The 23231-nt window shown below is 24.7% G+C and carries 18 protein-coding genes; 7 read left to right on the top strand and 11 right to left on the bottom strand.

Annotated elements, in window-relative coordinates; translation table 11 throughout:
* The 8 genes from KO488_RS14095 to KO488_RS14130 form a co-directional block, all read right to left on the bottom strand.
* Entirely contained in the window at nt 1–2442 is a 2442-nt protein-coding gene (locus KO488_RS14095) for a PAS domain-containing sensor histidine kinase (protein WP_216059445.1), read from the bottom strand.
* A gap of 9 nt (nt 2443–2451) precedes the next feature.
* Nucleotides 2452–3240 carry a substrate-binding periplasmic protein gene (locus KO488_RS14100; RefSeq protein ID WP_216059446.1) on the bottom strand — a complete coding sequence of 263 codons (789 nt, stop codon included), beginning with the start codon at nt 3238–3240 and terminating at the stop codon, nt 2452–2454.
* Between the two features lie 103 nt (nt 3241–3343).
* Nucleotides 3344–4399 carry a succinylglutamate desuccinylase/aspartoacylase family protein gene (locus KO488_RS14105; protein WP_228319212.1) on the bottom strand — a complete coding sequence of 352 codons (1056 nt, stop codon included), beginning with the start codon at nt 4397–4399 and terminating at the stop codon, nt 3344–3346.
* Complete coding sequence (gene rimK, locus KO488_RS14110) at nt 4389–5315, bottom strand: 30S ribosomal protein S6--L-glutamate ligase (protein ID WP_216059447.1); 927 nt, start codon at nt 5313–5315, stop codon at nt 4389–4391. Before rimK ends, KO488_RS14105 begins: the two co-directional genes overlap by 11 nt.
* Nucleotides 5315–5737: an ATP-dependent zinc protease gene (locus KO488_RS14115; RefSeq protein ID WP_216059448.1), complete on the bottom strand. Its 423-nt coding sequence runs from the start codon at nt 5735–5737 to the stop codon at nt 5315–5317. Before KO488_RS14115 ends, rimK begins: the two co-directional genes overlap by 1 nt.
* A 24-nt stretch (nt 5738–5761) precedes the next feature.
* Entirely contained in the window at nt 5762–6178 is a 417-nt protein-coding gene (locus KO488_RS14120) for an ester cyclase (protein ID WP_216059449.1), read from the bottom strand.
* Between the two features lie 145 nt (nt 6179–6323).
* The gene (locus tag KO488_RS14125; protein ID WP_216059450.1) at nt 6324–8159 is read right to left on the bottom strand and encodes a mechanosensitive ion channel family protein; all 1836 of its coding nucleotides are present in this window, start codon (nt 8157–8159) and stop codon (nt 6324–6326) included.
* 2 nt (nt 8160–8161) lie between these two features.
* Nucleotides 8162–11122, bottom strand: coding sequence for a chemotaxis protein CheB (locus KO488_RS14130; protein ID WP_216059451.1), 2961 nt, complete (start codon nt 11120–11122; stop codon nt 8162–8164).
* Between the two features lie 99 nt (nt 11123–11221).
* On the opposite strand from KO488_RS14130, the gene KO488_RS14135 reads away from it, so the two are divergent.
* Entirely contained in the window at nt 11222–12829 is a 1608-nt protein-coding gene (locus KO488_RS14135) for a PAS domain-containing sensor histidine kinase (protein ID WP_216059452.1), read from the top strand.
* Here KO488_RS14135 and KO488_RS14140 read toward each other — a convergent pair.
* Entirely contained in the window at nt 12826–15126 is a 2301-nt protein-coding gene (locus KO488_RS14140; protein WP_216059453.1) for a cache domain-containing protein, read from the bottom strand. The genes KO488_RS14135 and KO488_RS14140 overlap by 4 nt on opposite strands.
* 188 nt (nt 15127–15314) lie before the next feature.
* Here KO488_RS14140 and KO488_RS14145 point away from each other — a divergent pair, with 188 nt between their 5' ends.
* From KO488_RS14145 to KO488_RS14160, 4 genes are all read left to right on the top strand, one after another.
* Complete coding sequence (locus KO488_RS14145) at nt 15315–15455, top strand: hypothetical protein (protein WP_216059454.1); 141 nt, start codon at nt 15315–15317, stop codon at nt 15453–15455.
* 338 nt (nt 15456–15793) lie between these two features.
* Nucleotides 15794–18931 carry a transporter substrate-binding domain-containing protein gene (locus KO488_RS14150; RefSeq protein WP_216059455.1) on the top strand — a complete coding sequence of 1046 codons (3138 nt, stop codon included), beginning with the start codon at nt 15794–15796 and terminating at the stop codon, nt 18929–18931.
* Between the two features lie 49 nt (nt 18932–18980).
* Nucleotides 18981–19517, top strand: coding sequence for a hypothetical protein (locus KO488_RS14155; RefSeq protein WP_216059456.1), 537 nt, complete (start codon nt 18981–18983; stop codon nt 19515–19517).
* Nucleotides 19518–19673: 156 nt separating this feature from the next.
* A complete protein-coding gene (locus tag KO488_RS14160; protein WP_216059457.1) occupies nt 19674–20258 on the top strand; it encodes a hypothetical protein in 585 nt (194 codons plus the stop codon).
* Nucleotides 20259–20288: 30 nt separating this feature from the next.
* Here the strand turns inward: KO488_RS14160 and KO488_RS14165 are convergent, their stop codons facing one another.
* Nucleotides 20289–20612 carry a hypothetical protein gene (locus tag KO488_RS14165; protein ID WP_216059458.1) on the bottom strand — a complete coding sequence of 108 codons (324 nt, stop codon included), beginning with the start codon at nt 20610–20612 and terminating at the stop codon, nt 20289–20291.
* Nucleotides 20613–20704: 92 nt separating this feature from the next.
* On the opposite strand from KO488_RS14165, the gene KO488_RS14170 reads away from it, so the two are divergent.
* Together KO488_RS14170 and KO488_RS14175 are read left to right on the top strand one after the other, a co-directional pair.
* Nucleotides 20705–21619 (top strand): radical SAM/SPASM domain-containing protein, encoded by a 915-nt coding sequence (locus KO488_RS14170; protein WP_228319214.1) that lies wholly within the window; start codon nt 20705–20707, stop codon nt 21617–21619.
* 14 nt (nt 21620–21633) lie between these two features.
* Nucleotides 21634–22491, top strand: a complete 858-nt coding sequence (locus KO488_RS14175) for an EI24 domain-containing protein (protein ID WP_216059459.1) — start codon at nt 21634–21636, stop codon at nt 22489–22491.
* A 9-nt stretch (nt 22492–22500) separates the two neighbouring features.
* Here KO488_RS14175 and KO488_RS14180 read toward each other — a convergent pair whose 3' ends face one another.
* Nucleotides 22501–23187, bottom strand: coding sequence for a response regulator transcription factor (locus KO488_RS14180; RefSeq protein WP_216059460.1), 687 nt, complete (start codon nt 23185–23187; stop codon nt 22501–22503).
* Nucleotides 23188–23231: the final 44 nt, after the last annotated feature.

Genomic DNA, 23231 nt, shown 5'->3' on the forward strand with positions numbered 1-23231 from the left:
CTAAATATTCCCTTTTTTTAATGTTACAATAAAAGAGGCACCTGTACATTTTATATTATTAAATTTATAAGTTTTATTTTTTACATGAATATGCCCATCCATATGATTTCTTATCATTTGACTACTCATGTATAAACCTATACCTGTACCTTGAGATTTGTCTTTTGTTGTAAAATACGGATCAAAAACTTTTTCTAAAATCTTTTCAGGTATTCCACCTGCATTATCTTTTATTTCTATTTCTATATTTTGTTCTATCTGTCTTGTTGAGATAAAAATATACTTTTCATCTTGTGTTATAGCTTCAAAGGCATCGTTTGCATTATTAATTATGTTTATTAACACTTGAACAAATTCATTTCTTATTCCCCAAATATATGTATCTTCATAGTCTTTTATAATAGTTATATTTCTATTATGAAGTTTAGAGCTAAATAGTTTTAATGAATAGTCAATAGTTTCACCAACATTAAAATTGTCTTTCTTGTTATCATTTATTAAGTAACTTCTAAAATCATCGATTGTAGTTGATAAAAATTGTGCTGAGTGATTAATTGTATCTAAGGATTTTAGTTCTTCTTCATCTGATAGAATATCTAATTCTTTTTTTATTTTTATCCCAGTTGAAGCAGTTGAGATTACAGATAAAGGCTGTCTCCATTGATGTGCAATATTCTCAATCATTTCACCTAATGAGGCCATTTTTGATTGTTGGAATAAGAGCCTTTGTTTTTCATTTATTTCTTGATCTTTATTTTTTTGTTCAGTAATATCACTAAATATACCTATATAATTTAGTACTTGTGAGTTTTCATCATATATTGTATTTATTGTTAGCCATTCTGTGTAAATTTCTCTTTTTTTATTTAAATTACTTATTTCACCTTCCCAAAAACCTTGTTCATTTATACTTTTCCACATTTCATCATAAAACTTTTTATCATTTAAACTTGATTTTAATATTCGAGTAGTTCTATTTTTTGTATCTTTTTTACTATACCCTGTGATTTGTTCAAAGGCCTTATTTACATCAATTATATTAGTATCTTTATCAGTAATGATAATACCATCTCTAGTATGATTAAATACAGTATATGACTGTTCTAATCTTCTTTCTTTTCTCTTTTTCTCCGTTATATCTTCAGTTATTGCTATATAGTTAAATTCATCTTCAATATTATCAATAGTATATAAAGTAAAGTCAAAGATTGCTATTTTTTTATTTATATCAAGTGCTTTTATTTGAAGGTTAATTCTTTTTTTAATTCGATTACTTTCAAAAAACTTTTTTATTTTATTCTTTTCATTTATCTCCCAGCAATCTAAATCCCAGAAGTTGGTTTTTTTTACTTCTTTTAATTCTTTTTTACCTAAAAATTCTAAACCTAAATTATTGATATTTTCTATTTGACCACTTTTATTTATCATTACAGTCATTAAATGTGAATCTTGAAATAACAATTTAAATTTATTTTTTTCAAGTACTTCACGTTCTTTTCCTCTTTTAAAAAGAAGAATAAAAATTAGAACAACTATCATACAAATAAAAATAATTATAGTAGAAATAATAAAAAATTGATAACTTTTCTCATTCCAGTCTAAAAGACTTTTTTTATAATCTAACTTTATTCCTAAGATAAATGGATAGTCTTTTGTTAAAGAGTATGAAGTTATTATTTTATCATTATCTATATCATATACATCGCTTGCTTTATTAAATTGTAATGCTTTTTCTAAAATATAATTAGACTCTATTTTCCCTTCAGGTATACTACTTTTATTTGTTGATATTAATAGCTTCTTATCAATTCTTAACAATTGTATATCTAGATTATTGTCCTTATCTGTATTTTTGAATTTATTAAAAAAGTAATTTGTATTTAAGTTAATCATTACAGAATATTTTTCACCATTTATAAATGCTTCTTTTAGTATGGGGATATAACTATCATCAATATTTTTATTAGAAGATATATCATTTAATGTTGAATATACATCTCTTCCTTTTTTAGTTGAAGATACTCTAATTATATTATTGTTAAATAGTGGTTTAGGAATAAAATTATAGTTTTTAATATTAAATCCAATATTTTTATTATTTGAGCTATATAAAATTTTATTTTTATTTATAATATTAATAGATCTAATTTGAGGGAATTTATCTAGACTACGAAACAATGAATTACTTATTGCAATTTGGTCATTTTGTAAATCTATAATTGAAGCAATATTTTCAATAAAAACTTCAATATTATTAATATTTATATTGAGTTCTTCTGCTAAAAAATTTGCATTTAATTGGGTTATTTTTAATTGTTTATTAACAATTTCTTCTTTTAGAATATTTGAAGAATATTTTATTCCTGCAATGATTATAAATAGTATAAATATAAAAGCATATAGGATAATAAAGATATCTTTTTTTAATATTTTTTTAAACATAAAAAGCTTTTAATTTAAATTAACAATAGGTTCTAAACTATTGTTTTTAGCTATTTTTATTAATCTACCATCTGTTTTAATGTCTTTTATAAATTGTTCAACTCTTTGATAAAAGCTATCATATCCATAAGCCATAGTCCAAGAATAGGGAGTTAAGTGATATGTTTCTTTTGGAATTATTAATTTTGCCCAATTTGTTTTTGCAAGCATTTTTTTGCTATATGGATAATCTGTTATAAATACATCAGCTCGACCAGAATGAACTTCATCTTCTCTTTGCTTGAAGTTTTTCTTTATTACAAGTGTCGCCTTATGTAACTTCTTTTTCATTATAGGTTCGTGATAAGTTCCTTTTGAAACTGTTACAATAACACCTTTTTTATCAATATCATCCCATGATTTTATTTTTTTATTGCTTCTATTTGTGATTGCATAAATATCACTTTTTAAATGTGGGGTTGTAAATCTCATTTTTGCTTCTCTTTTAGCAGTATTTGCAATCGCAAACATTGCAATATCACATTTATTATTTGTAATATCATTTATTAAAGTTGGGAAGCTACTTTTAACAAATTTTAGCTTTACATTTAAATCTTTTGCTAGTTCAATTGCTAAGTCACTATCTATACCTCTTAATTTCTGCGTTCTAGGATCAAGATATGATATTCCATAATATTGTGGCCAAATACAAACTTTTAAAATATTATTTTTTATTATTTTATCTAGTTTATTTTCTTTTGAAAAAGATATTTCACATAGCAAAATAATTATTCCTAGAGCTTTTAGTAGATTTTTCACGCTATTATTATCCTTAATTAAAAGATTATTTAAGAGTTATTTTTTGAATGGAGATTCTATCATATTGTAGGTAAAATAAAAGTTTAGAAAAAGAAAGTATGTATTATTCTATACTTTCTTCTTTTTTTAGTTCAGTAAATTCACTTGTTTCTATTGCATCTTCATTAAAGTATTCCATCTTGTTTTCAGCAATCTCTAAATCTTTTAATTGTGCGATATGAAAAATTGCATCACCTTCTTGAATTAAAGGTATTTCAGATTTCCCAATAATAACACCATCAAAAGTAGCTTTTATCTCAAAGCTTTCATCACCTAAAGGTTCATCAACATAAGCAATTATTTCGCCTTCTATTACCATATCCCCTAAAGCTTTAATAGTTCTTATTACGCCACTTTCAGTTGATCTAATCCATTGACTACTTCTTGTAATAATTGGATTTTTAAACTTTTTCTTTTTAGTCACTGTTGGAAGCATTTGAGATTCTCTTAGAATATTAACAATACCTTTTACACCAATTCTAATAGATGTTTCATCAAATCGTAAAGCTTCTCCTGCTTCATATAAAAGTACTGGAATACCTTTTTCAAAAGCTTCAGCTCTTAATGAACCATCTCTTAGTTCTGAATGTAAAACAATAGGAGCTTCAAATACTTTTGCTAAATTATAAGTAAACTCATTATCCAAATTTGTTCTAATTTGTGGCAAGTTAGATTTATGAATTGCTGCTGTATGTAAATCTATTCCAAAATCACATTTAGAAACAATTTCATCAAAAAATACTTTTGCAACTCGACTTGCAAGGGAACCTTTTTTTGTTCCAGGAAAAGATCTATTTAAATCTCTTCTATCTGGCATATATCTAGAAAGTGTCATAACCCCATATATATTTACAATAGGTATTAGAACAATAGTTCCTTTAAGTCTTTTTAAAATATTTAATTTTCTAAATCTTCGTATTATTTCAATACCATTTAATTCATCACCATGAATTGCAGCACTTATAAACATAACCGGACCATCTTTTTTACCTCTTATTACTCTTATTGGTAAATCCATTGGAGAGTGATAAAGTTTTGGTAGTTCTAGATTTATAGTTACATTTGTACCTTTTTGTATTTGGATACCTGCAAATTCTATAGTTCTATTTTTATGCTCCAATATTATCTCTTTTAATTTTTCTTTTCTTTGTAGGATCTGCTGGAATTACACTTTTTTCAATATAATCCATAATTTTTCCTGCAATATCAAATTTAGTTGATTTTTCAATACCTTCTAATCCTGGAGATGAATTTACTTCCATAACTAAAGGACCTCTACTTGATGGAATCATATCTACACCACAAAGTCCTAATCCCATAGCTTTAGCTGCTGCAAGTGCTGTTGACTTTTCTTTTCTATTTAGTTTATAAGCTGTTGCACTTCCACCTTGATGTAAGTTTGATCTAAAATCACCTTCTGGACCTTGTCTTTTCATAGCACCAACTACTTCTCCACCAACGACTAAAGCTCTAATATCTGCTCCACCTGCTTCTTCAATAAATTCTTGCACAAGTAAGTTTACATCCATTCCATAAAAAGCATCTAATACAGATTTTGCAGCCTTCTCACTATCTACTAAAACAACTCCAACCCCTTGAGTTCCTTCTAGAATTTTTAAAACTAAAGGTGCTCCACCGCTTAAAGCAATTACATCCTTTGCACTTGATTTATTTGAAGCAAAAACAGTTTTTGGCATATCTACATCATTTTTAGATAGAACTTGTAAACTTCTTAGCTTATCTCTACTTCTTGCAATTGCTAAGTTTCCTGAAGTACTAAATACATCCATCATCTCAAAGTGTCTAACCATAGCCGTACCATAAAATGTTCTACTAGCACCAATTCTTGGAATAATTGCGTCAGGTGTTGGTAAAACTTTACCAAGATAATTAATTACTAATTCACCTTTCATGATTTCAATAGTACATTTTAAATAATCAATTACTCTAACATCCCAATTTTTTGCTTGGGCTGCTTCAACTAATCTTTTTGTTGAATATAAACTTGGATTTCTTGATAATATATATAGTTTCATTATTTGCCTTCTTTTGCTAAATTTTCTTTTGATACATCTACTATGAATCTGTCTTTTAAGAATCTTCTTCCTATTAACATAGGAAACTTCATATCTGCTCTATTTGTTAGAGATATTACACTTTTGTATTTCTTTCCAAAAAATTCTACTGAAACTTTTATAGATGGACGAAGTTGTGTTTCACCATTTGAACTTTTAACTTTTTTAACTTTATGAAGAGGCATAGACATTCTTTTTCCATGATAAGACTCATGAACTTCATCTAATAGACAAAAGTGTACCATATCGCCTTCAATAACGATATTGTCACAATGTAATGCATTTGAATCTGCACCTGTATCTACTTTTGCATCTAAATCAATTAAGTTAAGATCTAGAATAGAAATAATTTCTCTTCTGCCTACAATCTTTTTATCATTCATCCATATCCTTTGTAATAATTAATACTATTTATCAGAATTATCTAATTGTTTAATTAGAGTATTTAAATCACCTAATACCCAGACACTTTTTATTTTACCTTCCTCAAATTTAAAAAAAGTAGCTCCATTATATCTAATTCTATTGTTTGTAGCTTCATAAGATAAAAGTTTACCTGTATGTTTTCCTGTGTATAGAGCTCTTACTGCAATATTTTCATTATCAACAACCATATCAATAATACTATGAAATAGTGCAGGTATTGCAGTATGAATCATATCCATATATTGCTCGAACTCTTTCTTCCCATTTGAAGATAGACCTAGTGAACCATGAAAAGTAATATCATCATCAAAAAGAATATCAATATATTCTTTATTTTTTTTATTCCATAGCTCTTCATAATATAAGTTTACTAAATCTTTGTTTGTTAACTTTCTCATTTTTCCTACCATTTGTAATTTAATATGAAATTATAAATCATAAAAAGTATTTTTAGCTAAAAAATTTCTTAATTTTTTTTAAGACCAAATAAAGACCGATAAATTGGCTTCTTATTTAGTATATTTTCTTTAATATTTTTAATATTTATAAGTTTAAATTTTTATTTGAATCTCTTTTTACATGTAAATCTAATTGAGGGAATGGAATTTCAATTTGATGTTTATATAAACAATTATATATTAGTGTTAAAAAATCAGATTTTATTGAGTTTGCATTGATCTTGTCATTTGCTTTTACCCAAACTAATAATTCAAAATCTATACTACTTGTATTCATATTTTCAAATCTAATATCAGGTTTTTTATTTTCATCATTTTTCACATAAATTAAATTACTTTGTTTTAATTCTTCTAAAATCACTTCTTTTATTTTTTCAACCTTAGTTCCATAAGCAACTCCAAAAGATATGTGCAATCTTCTTGTTGGATCATCTAAAGTCCAATTAATTACATTGTTTTGAATAAATGATGAATTTGGAATGATAATATCAATATTGTCAAATGTTTTAATAGTCGTAGATCTAATTCTTATATCTGTTACGGTACCTTTTAATAGGTCATTTATTTCTACGATATCTCCAATCCTAATAGTTCTCTCGAACATTAAAATTATTCCAGATATAAAATTTGAAACTACAGTTTGTAATCCAAATCCAATACCAATAGATAAAGCACCTGCAATTAAAGATATAGAAGACATATCAATTCCAAGACTGCTCATTGAAATCATAATTGTAATAAATACTATTAGATAAAAACCTACATTTGATGTAAGTTTTAAAGACATTTGGCTCATATTCGGCCATTTTAATGAAATTTTAGTTATCCATTTTTTATATAATGAACCAAGAACAAAACCTAAAGTTATTAAAAAAAGAGCTCTTATAATACTTAACAAACTTATAGCTTGTTCGTTAAATACAAAAAGTGTAGATGTAAATAGATTTTTAAATTCTTGAAAATAGTTAACACTTTGAGTTAAAGAACTTCCTATAAAAATTTTTGTATTTCCTAGAATCTTTTTTGCAATATCTTTTATCATATTATTTTGTTCTAGGTAGGTATCTTTTATCTCACCTTTTAAAGATACTACTAAAGAATCTACTTGTTCTTGTATTTTTAAGTACTCTTTATGTTTATTTTGCATTAAATTACTAAAAATAGTTTTATTTAATAAGTCAATTTTTTCAATTGATACTTTTTGAATTAAGTCTTCATATTTTGAAATTTCTTTAGTTAAATACTCTTTATTTTTGATATTTTCGTTTATAATTTCTTTTTCTAAATCAATTTCTAAACTAGTTTTTTGCACAACTAACTTTTTCATTTTTTCATCAAAGGATTCTATTTCTTCTTGTGTATCAATTTCAAGAAGTTTTGTTCTTTTTTCTAGTGTTGTAATTATTGATTTAAATACAGTATCTCTAGCTTGAATAAATAAATCTAATCTATTTTGGATATGGTTTCTTTGAAGTTTATAGTAAGCATATTGTAGTTGATAAGTTAATAAATTCTTTTTATCTTCTTCAATTATATTTTCTATTCTTTTTTTTAATAAAACTAGTTTATTCTGTATTTCAGAAGATAACTGATTTTGACTTTTTTCTTTAATTTTAATCTCAGAGATGTAAAATACTGATTTTAATAGTGACTCTATTAAGTTTTTTTCTTGATTTAATAAGTTTAAATCAAACTCTTTAATGCTAACTTTTATTGGATAAACTTCATATAATTGTTTTAGATGTCTTTTTTCAGTATTTATTATTTCAATATCTTTTAGCTTATCTTTTTGTGATTGTAGTATTGAACTTTCTATTTCTTTTAAATAACTTGTATCTTGAATGTTTTCAAATAATTTTGAATCTATTGGTGCTGATAATAAAGAAGTAATACTAAGAAAAATAAATAATAGATATTTCATATTTAAATATCTTTTTCTTTAGGCTTAATAATCTCTTGTACAACACCTACTATATGAGTAGCTTTATTCCCTTCTTTAATTACAGTTCCTTTTGCCCATATATTTTTTATTTCATTATTTACTATAATTCTATATTCAATATTAAAAATTTCTCCACTCATTAAAATCTCATCTAAATAATCTTGATGCTTTTTTAAATCTTCAGGATGAATTATATTTTCAACTTTTGCCACGGATAGTGGTTCATTTTTTGAAAATCCATATATGCTATACATCTGGTTTGACCACCATATATTATCTTTTTGAAGATTCCATTCCCAAGTACCTAGTTTTGTCAGTTTTATTGCATTATCTAATCTATAAGAAAGTGATTTCATTTCTATTAAGTCATCTTTGTCTTTACTTATGTCTATTAATGTATTTAATATCCTTCTTAAAACACCAGTTTCTCTATCTTTAATAGCATTTGTAAAACATTTAATCCATTTGTATTCATTATTTTTATCTAAGACTCTAAGTTCTATTTCATATTTATCTTGTTTTCCAAGTAATAATTTTTCAAAATTTCGTGTACGAATGTCAATATCTTCAGGATGTATTCTAGTCTCAAACCATGACATAATATCATGTGTTGTAGCTAAGATTTCTTCTTTTTCAAATCCAAATATATTTGCCCAATTATCATCAATAAATATCTGTTTTTTTAATAATACATCATAATCAAAGATACCAATTTTTGCAGAATTTAAAACACTTTGTAATCTAAAGTTACTGTTTTCAACTTCATTTTTAACAGTAGACATTCTTTGTGCATCATTATCTCTTTCTTCAAACATTGACCGCATTTCTGTATAAGCTGTTTGGAGTTCTTCATTTGTTGATTGTAATTCTTCATTTGTAGTTTCTAGCTCTTCATTTGAACTTTGCAACTCTTCATTTGAACTTTGTAACTCTTCATTTAAACTTTGCATTTCTTCATTTGAAGTTTCTAATTCTTCAACAACAGTTTGTAAATGTTCTCTTGTTCTTGCTAATTCTAAATTTAATCGTTCTACTTCTTCATTTGAATTATTTACAGTTTCAAGAATATCATAACTTCTAAGATTTTCACTATCTTCTTCTTGAAAAGCAACTAAATATAAGTCATTTGTTAGAGCATTATCTAAAGGTGTTACAATCAATCTTACAAATTTCTCTTCATCATTAATCTTAATACGATGAAAAGTTGTTTTTACAACGGTTTCTTCTTTTTTACAAGTATGTAAAGCTGCTCTTAATTCCATTGAAAGGCCATTATGTATATTTTTAAATACATTTTGTGTAATTTCACCTTCAGGATGAATTAAATAGGGGTTTTTACCTTTTATAAAAATCATATCAAAAATGTCATTTATAACTATACATTTAGGAATAATATGTCTTTGTATATGTTCTACAATCATATCAGATATTGTAGGCATATTTTGTAAAGGATTAGATTCAAGTTCAAACTTTTTGTAAGAGGACTTTCTAGCTGATTGATGAATAACAGGAGGAACTTTTTGCCCTAAATATGAAGCATGATAAAGTTTCCATTTTTTATCAATAATTTTAAATTGATTATTAAAAGATCCAATAGATTCAGATCTTCCTAAGAAAAGTATTCCATTATCGTTTAAAGAGTAATGAAAGATTGGAAAAAGTTTTTGTTGTAATTCTGTTGTAAAATATATTAAAAGATTACGACAAACTATTAAATCAAGACGCATAAAGGCAGGGTCATTTGTAATATCATGTTTTGAAAAAATACACATTTCTCTAATAGGTTTAATAACTTCATACTCATCACTTTTTACAGTAAAATATTTTTTTACATATTTCTTGTCAATATTTAAAAGTGTACTTTCCGGGTAACGTCCCATTCTTGCAAAAGAAGTTGATCTATCATCTATATCTGTTGCGAAAATTTGAATTTTATAGTCTATAATATTTTTATCTAATATTTCACTTAATAATATTGCTATTGAATATGCTTCTTCTCCAGTTGAGCATCCTGGTGCCCAAATTCGTATATTTTTATTTTCTTTTTTATTTATTAAACTTGTTAATTCTTTTGATAGTGATCTAAATGCATCTTCATCTCTAAAAAATGATGTTACACCTATTAAAATATCATTAAATAATGATTCGATTTCTTCTTCATTTTCAGTTAAATAAGTAGAATAATTGTTTAGATTTGTAATTTTTAAAGCAGCCATTCTTCTTTCAATTCTTCTATTTATAGTAGAAGATTTGTAAAGTGAGAAATCGATATTTTTATTTCTTTGTAATTTATTTAAAATATTTTTATAAATTTGTGTAGTTTCTCCACCAATACTAACATTTTTTGCACTATCTGGATAATTTATAATTTCAAGTATTTCTTGGCCCATTACCTCTACATCAAGTATTAAGTCAACATTTCCTGTATTAATCGCAGAATTAGGCATACCATCATATTTTGCACTTTGAGGTTGTTGAGCTATTGTAAAACCACCTTCGGCTTTAATTGCTCTAAGGCCTCTTGAACCATCACTTCCTGTGCCACTTAAGATAATTCCAATTGCTTTACTTTGTTTATTTGCTGCAATTGATTCAAATAATATATTAATTGATGGTCTAGGTCCATATGTTAATTGTTTAGGTTCTATTAAGATAATTTGTTCATCTTCAATAATAATGTTTTTATTAGGCGGACAGATATACATTGTATTAGCAAGAATTCTTTGTGAATTTCTAGCTTCTTTTATCTCTATTGGTGAATCTTTTGAAAGTAAATCTACCATCATACTTTTATATGTTGGAGATAAATGTTGAGCTGTGATATATGCAAAATTAGTGTCAACTGGTAAATATTTTAAAAATGCTTGTAAGGCTTCTAATCCTCCAGCACTAGCTCCTATTCCTACAATTATTAATTCATCATTTCTTTTTTCTTTTTGCATAACTACTTTCCTAAACATTTAAAATATAGTTTATTATATCTAAAAAGGCAGTAATATTTAAAGATTGAGATGATAGAATTAAACCTAATGGAGAGGAATATGTCTAACTTAAGAAACAAGGCTTTAAAATTACTTGATAACTATGAAAATTATGACTATTCATCTAGTGATATTAAAGAATTAATTCATGAACTTAATGTCTACCAAATAGAACTTGAATTACAAAATCAAGAATTAAGAGAAAAAGAAAATATACTTTTAGAATCACAAGCAGAACTAACACTACTATTTATGGATGCGCCTATTGGATATATTGTTTTAGATGATAAATTTTGTACTATAAAATATAATATAAAAGCAAGTGAAATATTTGGTTTTAAAACGAATGCATTAAATCCATATATTTATTCATCTTTTAAAGATTTATCACAAATTGAATCTTTTCTTGAGTGGACAAAGTCTTTTTCAAAAAAAACTTTTGAAATTGAAATTAGAGATAAGAGGGATGTTTTTAAATGGATTGAACTTTCTCATGTGAAATCTAATTTTAATACAAAAGATATTCATTTATATTCAGTAGTTGATATCACTAAAAAAAGGCTAAGATCTGAAAAACTTCACATTTTTGGGACTATTTTAGAACAATTACCTGTAGGTGTAATCATTACAGATACAAATGCTAGAATTGTTTATGTTAATAAAGAGATATGTAATGATTTAGGATACTCAGAAGATGAAATGATAGGGAAAACTCCAAGTTTATTTAAATCTAATTATACATCGGAATCAGAATATAAAACGCTATGGGATACAATTACAGAAGGTAAAACATGGAAAGGAATTTTTAAAAATAATACAAAAGATGGAGAAGTTCATTCTTTTGCAAGTGCAATTAGTCCAATATCTGATTCTCAAAGTAATAAAATTACACATTTTATCTCAGTTGAGACAAATATTGATGAAAAGATTCTTATGGCTAAAACACTAGAAGCACAAGAAAATATTATGTTAATACAAGCAAGACATGCTGCAATGGGAGAAATGATTGCGATAATTGCACATCAATGGAGACAACCCTTGTCTATAATTAGTACAATAGCTAGTGGTATTTGCATGCAAAAAGAGTTAGAAGAGCCAGATACTAGTGATGATTTTGATAATTTAAAAGATATAATTAAAACTACTCAATATTTATCTAAAACAATAGATGACTTTCAAAACTTTTTTAAAAAAGATAAAAAGCTTATTGAAATTAGCAGTGAAAATGTAATAGAAAAAGTATTAGGTTTTAATAAGAAAGCATTTAAAGATAATCAAATTGAAGTAGAATTTATAAATAGGTCACTAATAAAAATTTATACATATGAAAATGAGTTACTTCAAGTCATAATTAATATTATTAATAATGCAAAAGATGCACTTCTTTTAAATACATCAATTAAATCAAAAAAGATAATTATTAGAACTTATGATGAATCAAATATTACCTTTATAGAGATAAGTGATAATGCAGGAGGTATTCCTATTGATTTTATGGATAAAATCTTTGAACCTTATTTTACAACAAAAGAGTCTTTAAATGGAACAGGCTTAGGTTTATATATTTCTAAAACTATTATTGAAAAACACTTACAAGGTTCTATAAAGGTGGTAAATAATGATTTAGGGGCTTTATTTACTTTATCTATTCCAAGTTCTAATATTTAAAAAAATTGTATATTTAATTTGATTGTAAATTCTGCACCTTTATACTCTTCATTTTGGTAAGAAAACTCTTTATTCTCTACATAAATTTCACTATTTAAGAGTTTAGTAATAATATCATTAGACATATAAAGTCCTATTCCCGTTCCTTCTTTTTTTGTTTTTGTTGTAAAATATGCATCGAATATTTTATTTAAAATATTTGGAGAAATTCCTTTTGCATTGTCTTTTATTTCTATGTATAAGTAGTCATCTTTTTTATATGAGGTTATAAAAATTAGTCTTTTATAATCATATTTAATTAGCTCATCTCTTGCGTTGTTTATTAAATTTATTAAAACTTGTATTAGTGCATTTTCAACTGTATTTATTTTTGTATCTTTAATATTTTTTATTATCTTAATATTTTGAGTTTTAAGTTTTGGTTCTAAAAGTTTTAATGTTTTATCAATTATTTGTGAAATACTAACTTCTTCAAATTTATTTCTGTCTGGTTTAAAAAAATCTCTAAAATCATCAATTGTTTGTGCTAAATACAGAGCGGAGTTATTAATAACGTCAACAGCTGATATGAATTGTTCATCACTTAAACATTCCATCTCTTTTTGAATTTTTAATCCTGTTGAAGCTGTAGTTATTGTAGACAATGGTTGCTTCCATTGATGAGCAATATTTGCTATCATCTCTCCCATTGTTACAAATTTACTTTGTTGATATAAGATACTTCTTTGTTTAGTATTTTCTTTTTCTAAGCTTTCTTTATCTGTAATATCTATTGAAAATATCATAATATTTACTACATTCCCTTTATTATCAAAGATAGGAATTTTTGAAGTACTTAGAGTTCTATAACCATCTTTTGTTTCAACTAATTCTATAAATTCTAATTTTGCTTTTTTTGTATTTATAACTTCTAAATCATCTTGATAATACTTTTCATGGTCATTAGGAAAAATCTCTTTCGAAGAGATATTTGTCAACTCATCAATTGTTTTATCAAGCGATTGGGCAACTTTTTTATTTACAGTTAAAATATTGTTTTTAGCATCTTTATAAAATAGTAGCATAGGAAGATTATCAAAAATATTTCTTAACTCTTGTCTCATAGATTCAAATTTTATTTTTTCTTGGTTTATAATTGATTTTTCATAAGCATTGAATTTTTTTTCTATAATCTTTGAAAGAAAATATGAAATTATAAGTAGTATACTTGTCACAAGAAGAGAAACAAGTATTAAATACTTGATGTTATTATTATACTCATTAGTAAGTTTTTCATGTTCTTTTTTTATTAAAATATCCACTTTTTGTAAGTTGAAACCAATTCCAAATATCCATTGTAACTTTTGATTTTTCATTATATATGATATTTTTGAATAGTTTTTGTCTTCTTTATTTTTTATATTGTAGTCTAAGAATATAGAATTGTCATTTGATTCTATAAAGTTTAGAAATTTTTTACTTATTGGAATAAAATTTTCTTTATCAAAAATATTAATATTTTGAATTATTTCATTGTCTTTAAGTATTAAATTACCTTTAAAATCTATAATAAATATATATTCATTATTACTGTAGTTTATTTTCTCTAAATGGTCTAAGATTTTCTTTTTTAATAATTCTTCAAAATTTTGAATATAAATTCCTGAACCTATAAACCAATTGTATTCTTCAAAACTCTTGATAAAACCAATTTTTTCCTTCTCTTTTAAAGAGTCAACGCTTTTGGGAAAAAACCATTTTTGGAATCCTTCTTTTTCTTTACTTTTTGCTATATTTATTGATTCTTGCACAATAAAAGTACCATGTGTATCTTTTATATTAAGAAAATTTTTACCTTCTCTATCTTTAAGTATTGGATGTAAAATATTATTCCCATCTAAATCATAAATGAAAAAATATCCTTCCCCCTTACTAAAACGTAAAGTTTCTATAGCTTCTTTCATATGCTGAATAATTTCTTCTTTTGGTATTTTCCCTTTATTCTTTTGATATATATTTTGAATTATTTTGTAAACCAAATTTACTTTATGTTTTAATTCATTTTTTAATAATTCTCTAGATTTTGGAAAAATATCTTGAATATATTGATTAACAGTATTTTCAACATTATTTTTTATGTATTGTTTCTTTGTTGTTATATATTCATTTTTAATATTGTTTTTTTCTTTTATAAGATTTGAGGAGTGTTGAGAAGATAGATAATATGTAAAACATAAAGAAAATAATAAAATAAAAAGTAAAGGAGCATAACGTATTATTAATAGTATAATATTTTCTTTATTTTTCAATAAACTCATCTTTACTCCGTTTAAAAACATAATGTTTTTAGTAAGCATAATAGTACAATAAATAATATAAAAATGTTTAATAACATTGATTATTAATATATAAGGAAGCTAAAAGTTAAAGTTAAATGTAATAGAAGTTTGTTATACTGAATATTCAAAGAGAATATTGGTAAAAATATAAAACAAGAGGATTAATAATGGCTAAAGTAAATTACAATTATGAAAAACGAGCACGAGAAATAGAAAAAGAGAAAAAGAAAGAAGAAAAACGTAAAAAAAAACTAGCTAAAAACAATGATGAAACTAGTACTACAGAAGATGGTTCTGCTAAAGAATAATAAATATAAGAACTAAAAAATTTGGTGTCTATGCTGACACCAAACTCTTTATAATAAAACTTACTTTCCAGCTTTTTTAGCTTTTTTTTCTGCTCTTTTTTCTTTTAATGATTTTGTTGATGCTGTTTTAACAGATTTTTGAACGTCTTTACCTTTTGCCATAATAGCTCCTTTCTTCAATTTTGTTCTTAGTATATCTTAAAATGATATAAGCGTTATTAAACTTTCATAATAATAGTTATTATTTGGTTATATTGACTTATTCTTAGTAAAAATAAAGTTATTTAGAACAAATTTACCCTATAATAAAATTTAAAAAAATGAACACAGGACTTTTAATGACTCATAAGTTTATATTTCTTATATACTTCTTACTATTTACAAATCTTTTTGGGAATAACAACAATGCTTTCAATGTTAATTTAACACAAGAAGAAAGAAATTGGTTAAAAGCAAACCCTACAATTACTTTAGGTTCTGATGAGCAGTGGACTCCTTATATTATAAAAGAAAAAGATGGAAATATATCAGGGTACGACCAAGATATTTTAGATCTAGTTAATAAAAATACTGGGGCTAATTTTAAAATCGTTGCAGGTTCTTGGAATGATATGTTGAATAAAGCAAAGAAGAAAGAAATTGATGGTTTAAGTACTAGTGCTATTCATGAAAGTAGAAAAGAACTATTTAACTTTTCAAAAGTTTATATCTCTTCAAAAAAGATATTAATTGTTGCAAATAATAATCCTAAGAATATTAAATCCTTAGATGATTTAAAAGGAAAGAGATTAGCTTATCAAAAATCAAATCTTTTTGATAAAAAATTAGCTGTAAAATATACTGATTCTGTGTTAGTTCCTTTAGGGTCTTTGGAAGAAATATTAACTAAATTAATCAAAGGTGAGGTTGATGCTATTATTGGAAGTTATACATTAATTTATTTAGCAAATAAATTAGAATTGCCATATATAAAAATAATTGATTTTATTCCAAATAGTACGATTAATTTGGTTTTTTCATTGAGAAAAGATTACCCCGAAGCACTTTCAATTTTAAATAAAGGATTAGCTTCAATCTCTAAATCTGAAAAATTAAGTTTAGATAATAAATGGTTTTTTAATAAATCTGAAAAAATCATCTCTCTAGAAAAAAATATGAAATTATTCTTAAATTTTACAAATGAAGAAGAAGAGTATTTAAAAGAAAAGAAAGAAATAAAAATATGTGTTTTACCTAATTGGCTTCCTTTTGAGCAAATAGATGAAAATGGAAAACATAAAGGAATTGGTGCTGATATTATGAACTTGACTTCAAAGTTAATTAATTTACCAATTACATTAGTTCCTACAAAATCATGGTTAGAGTCTTTAGAAAATATTAGAAATAGAAAATGTGATGTTTTACCTGTTGCTATGGATATTCCAAGTCGAAAAATGAGTATGAATTTTACGCGTCCTTATTCTACTGAACCTTTTGTTATTGCTACAAAACTAAATCAACTTTTTATTAAAGATAGTAAAAGTATTGGAAATAAGAAAGTTGGGATAGTAAAAGGTTATGCCTTCATTAATGTCTTAAGACAAAGGAATCCTAGCATTAAAATAATTGAAGTTAAAAATGCAGAAGAGGGGCTTAGGAAAGTTCAAAATAAAGAACTTTTTGGATATATAGATATTATGCCTGCTATTGGATATAACATGCAAAAGCACGGAATGTATGATTTAAAAATTGCAGGTAAACTAGAATTTGATATCAAACTTAGTATTGCTTCAAGAAATGATGAACCACTGTTGAATTCAATTATGCAAAAATCTTTAGATAAAATCAATGAAGAAGAACTAAGAACAATTCTAAAAAGATGGATTGAAATTAAAGTCGAAGAAATCATTGACTACAGTAAAATATTGTATTTAAGTGCTTTTTTTATTATTATCTTATTATTAGTAATTTATAAGAATAGATCAATCAATATCATAAATAAAAAATTAACAATAGCAAATAATGAAATTTTTGAACAGCAAAAAATGGTAAATAAATATGTTTTGATTATTTCTACAGATTTAAAAGGTATTATCACAGATGCAAATGAAGCATATTGTAAAGTTTTAGGTTATAAAAAAGAAGAACTTCTTGGTAAAACTCATAAAATTATGAGACATGAAGATACAAGTGTTGAGATATTAAAAGATATTTGGAATACAATAGAAAATGACAAAGCTTGGATTGGGAAACTTAAAAACTATACTAAAAACAGAAAAGTAAAATATTTTAATATATATATGGAACCTTTATACATTGATAATAAAAAAGTAGGTTATCGTTCTATTTCTGAAGATATTACTGATAAAAATACCTTTGAAGAATTAAATAAATATCAAAAAAGTATTCTTTCTTTCTTTGATAAAGGAGATACAGTTCTTTTCAAGTGGAAAAATGATGATAGTAAAAGTATAGAATATGTATCTGAGAGTATTTATAAATTAAGTGGATATCAAAGTGATGAATTTATAAATAAAAATATGACATATCGTTCATTAGTAAATAAAGAAGATTGGAGAAAGACTAATCAGGAATTTAAAAATGCAATACTGAGAAAAGAAGATTATATAAAACATGATCCATATAGAATTAAAACAAAAGATGGTAAAGAAAAATGGATTTTAGATAATACAGTTCTTTTATATGAAAATGGAATTATTACACATTATTTAGGATATATGACTGATATAACTGAGCATCTTTTACAACAAAGAATGATTTTCCAACAATCAAGAACATCTGCAATAGGAGAAATGATTGGAAATATTGCTCACCAATGGCGGCAACCTTTATCTGTAATATCAACAGTTGCTACAGGTTTAAAATTAAACTTAGAATTTGATGAGAATCTTGATAAAAAAGAAATAACTCATAATCTTGATAAAATAAATAAACATACTCAGCATCTCTCATGTACAATTGATGATTTTAGAAACTTTTTCAAAGACAATCTAAATACGGTTGAACATAATAATTTAAAAGATACTATTAAAAGAGTTAGGGAGCTTACTATTGATAGTTTTAATAGTAATTTTATTGAATATAGTGAAGATATAGAAAATGTAAGTCATGATTATAATGAGAATATTTTTATTCAAGCTTTATTAAATATTTATAATAATGCAAAAGATGCTTTATCTGATAAAAAATCTGATAGGTATTTTAATATTAGTATTAAAAAAGAAGAAAAAGGAATTATTTTAAGAATAAAAGATAATGGTGGAGGTATAAAAGATGACTTGATAGAAAAAATCTTTGAGCCATATTTTACTACAAAACATGAATCTATTGGTACTGGAATTGGCTTATATATGACTAATCAAATTATGACGAAACAGTTTAAAGGCTCAATTTTTGCACATAATATAGAATTTCAACATAAAGATAAAGTATATAAAGGAATAGAGTTTGTTCTTACAATTCCTTTTAATAAATAAATTAGAAATAATTTTTTGATATAATAAGAAAATTTTAATAAGGTATTATATGAGCGATAGATTACATGAGATAATTGCCGAAATTGGTGTATTACATAATGAGTTAATTCAAAATAAAAAAATAGAAAATGCAAATGAAGTTTTTGAATATATTGAAGATTTAGATGGTGATATTAAAGATCATTATATAAATTTATTATTACAATATTATTTTCAAGAAAATGATTTAAAAAACTTGAAGGAAGTTCTTTTAGTTGGTGCAAAATTTGATATGAGATTTAATGATGTTAAAAATGCATTTTTAAATATTAAAACAAGTGGTGAAAATGTTATTGAATTTATGGATGAATCAGTAGTATTTTTAAAAGATACGGAATTAGAAGATTCTTTAAATGAAATGTACTTATATTACACTAAAAATGAGGCTTTACAAGTTGATTTAGAAGGTGCTGTTGAGCTAATAAAAAGAAATAGATATGTATGTGCAAATTGTTATAAAAATGATGATAAAGTCTATTCTAAACTTTTTTTAAACGAAGACTTACTTGAGAGTTTAAAGCGTGATTTACCTTATTTATTAGGTTAATAAATGCCTCCTTTTGAGTTAGTAGTACCTGAAAGTTTTTTATTTATACCAGCAAACTTATCATATATTTCTTTTTGCTTTTTTATTAGTTTTCTTTTCTTTAGGCTCTTTAAAAGTAGTATAGTTTTTTTTCTTGCCTTATTAGGATTTTTAAGTTTGATGTATTCGGATTTGATATTTAAATATGCAATAAAAAACTATTATGAAATTGTTAAAAAGAGTAGAACAATTTATTCCTATCCTATAAAAAATGAAGATGGAAAGATTGATAGTTTGTCAACAAGTAGAGTATATAATTATCCTCTAACTAAGTCATCTTTATCACAAAATGAAAAAGATGAAATAACAAAGCTCCATGAATTATATATAGATAAGTTTATTGATATTACAACTGTTAGATATAGATATAATAAATATTTTTATAATGATAAGAGAATTTTCCTAAATGTATATAAATATGATAATTCATTTTTAGAAGATGCAAATCAAAAAGCAAAATATACGATTAGAAAAGAATATAAAGAAAGCTTGTATCCAAGTTTATATAGTGAGTATGAATATAAATTTATTGATACTTGGACAAATGATATTTTAGCAACTGCATATATTGTTAGTTTTCCAATTAGTACAAATAAACTAAGAAATAGATTTTTATACTGGACTAAAGAAAAAGAGTTAGAGTTTAGTTTAAATAGTATTCAAAACTTTGATACGGTTTATAAAAAACTATTTATTGATTAGGTACTTAAGTAGATTTGATAAAATGGGAGTTTAAAAAATATTTCCCATTTCATCATTTAAATATGAATCAATTTTTTTAATAAACTCATCAAAATTTCTGTTTCCTTGTTTATTAAAAACAACAATTTCTTCACCAAAATCATCTTGAATAAAGTGCTCTTCTTTTAATACCTTTTTATATAATTCTTGTAATTCATCATCACTTTCTTGCTTGTTAAATAAAAACCAATTAGCACTATCTTCTTCAATTCTAACTAGTCCAAAAGTTTTTCTTTCATCAACATAATCTTGTATTGTTCCATTTTCAAATGATGCACCAACAACTAAATCATTTTCATTTAAAATCATTTCCATTCTATACCTTTAATTAAAATGCAATTATAATCAAAGCTTGGTTATTTCTTGATTAGGTATTGTTAAGTTCTTGCGTGTATTTTATTAAGGATTTGATACAATCACAAGAAAAATTATCAAAGGTTCTTATTATTAAAAAGTTTAGAAAAGTTCATATTGAAATCACAAATATATGTAACTTAAAATGTACATTCTGTCCTCCAAAAATAAAACCAAATGGAGTTATGTCTTTAGAAGACTTTGATGATATTAATAAACAATTAAAGCCTTTTACTAAAGAGTTAGCTTACCATATTGTTGGAGATCCGTTAGTTCTTAAAAATTTAAATGAATACTTAGATATTAGTTTAAAACATGATTTAAAAGTAAATATCACAACAACAGCAAATAAAATATCTCGAAATGACTATGATGCTTTGATGAATAAAACAATAAAGCAGATAAATTTTTCAATAAACTCATATAATGCAAATTCACATAAAAAGTCTTTAGATGAGTATTTAGATCCTATTTTAGATTTTGTAAAATATGCTCAAGAAAAATCACATGAGTATTTTATAAATTTTAGAATATGGAACTTAGATGAAAGTAAAAGTGCAAGAGATTTTAATACTCAAGTTTTTAAGAAAGTAAATGAGTGTTTTAATACAGATATAAATATTGATGATGTTTATAATCAAAGGCCAAAAAATATAAGAATAGCTAAAAAATTGTTTTTTAATTTTGATGAATATTTCAATTGGCCAAGTTTAGAAAATGACTTTGTGTCTGATAAGGGATTTTGTTATGGTTTAGATTCTCATTTTGGTATTTTAACATCAGGAGATGTAGTACCTTGCTGTTTAGATCAAAATGCCTGTATAAATCTTGGGAATACAAATGATTCACAATTAAAAGATATTTTAACTTCAAATAGAGTTAAAACTATTCAAAATGGCTTTAGAGAAGGAAAAGTTGTAGAAGAACTTTGCCAAAAATGTGAATATAGAACTAGATTTGATAAATAATAAAAGGAATAAATTTGACTGAACCAGATATTTTTTTTAAAAGTATAAAAGATTTCTTAACTCCTAAGATGTTACAGATTTCATTAATTCCATTAATAGTAACTATGGTTTTATTATATATGTTATTTTTCGCAGCTGCTGATTTTGGGATTACTTCTTTACAAGAGATTGCGCAAGCTTCTCAAAATGGAGAAGAAATAGTTATTGATGAAAGTGCACCATTTTATTTTGTATGGGCTACGTATGTAATAGTATTTTTATTTAAATACTCCTTTACTTCTTATATCGCAGGATTTTTATTATATACAGTTGGAACAATTATTGTATTAAAAGTATCTGTAATTTTAACAATTGTAGTAATTGGATTTTTAACACCTATTATTTTAAATAGAATACATAAAAAACATTACTCCCATCTAACATTACATGGATATGGAACTTTATTATCCCCTATTTGGGTATTGCTTAAAAGTTCTTTGATGATGATATTTTTATTTATACTATTTATTCCTTTATATTTTATTCCATTAATAAATATAATTGCATTTTCTTTACCTTTTTACTATTTCTTTCATAAGCTATTAAATTATGATGTATCATCTACAATTTTAAGCGAAGAAGAGTTCAATATTATATATGAAAAAGAATCAGGAAAAATAAGACTTAGAACTTTACTTTTATACTTTATTTCAATGATTCCATTTATTACACTCTTTACTGCTGTTTTTTATATCATATATCTAGGACATGGGTATTTTATAAAATTAGAAGAGATGTATAAATTAGATATTCCAGATTCAAAAGTTGATGAAGAGAAGAAAAAAGATGAAGTAAAAGAATTAGAGCAAAGAAAACAAATAAGTAACTCTTAGCTTAGTTACTTATTCTCTAATTAATCTATAACCCGTTCCTTGAATGTTTTTCAAAGATTTTTCAGGTAGTTTTTTTCTAAAATTTTTTATAAATAATCTCATTGCATTTGGTGTCATTACTGAGTCTTCATCCCAAATAAGACTTTCCATCTCTTCATAAGTAATTATTCTATTTTTCGTGATTAGTTGCTTTAAAAATAGGGCTTCTTTTTTTGTTAAATCAAACTCTTCTTCATTATTTGAGATTATAGATTTACTAAAGTCAAATAACCATTTTTCAGTAAGAGCATAAATTTTATTATCGTCATAACTTTTAATAAATGCTTCTAATGCAGTCATTAATTTATCATGAGTAATTGGCTTAACAATATATTTAATTAAGTATAATTCTGTTGCTTGCAGCATATAATCTAAATCAGTGTATGCCGAAGTTATTATGATTCTTGTTTTTGAATCAGATTTCCTAATTTTCCTAATTAAATCAAGACCTGTTTCCTCTCCCATTTGAATATCAGTAATTATTAAATCAGGTTTGTTTTGTACATATTTTAAATAAGCATCTTGAGCATTTACAGCGGTGTAAGTTTCTTTAAAATAATGTTCTAAAATCTCACTTATATTTTCTCTTATACCTGCTTCATCTTCTACATATAATACTCTAAATGCATTGAGTTTATTAGTTATAGTTTCTTTCATAGAGTATAATCCTTGTTACCTTAATTATGTTATCATAACATAAT

Origin of the sequence: Poseidonibacter lekithochrous (genome assembly GCF_018861145.1) — a bacterium.
Lineage (GTDB): Bacteria > Campylobacterota > Campylobacteria > Campylobacterales > Arcobacteraceae > Poseidonibacter > Poseidonibacter lekithochrous_A.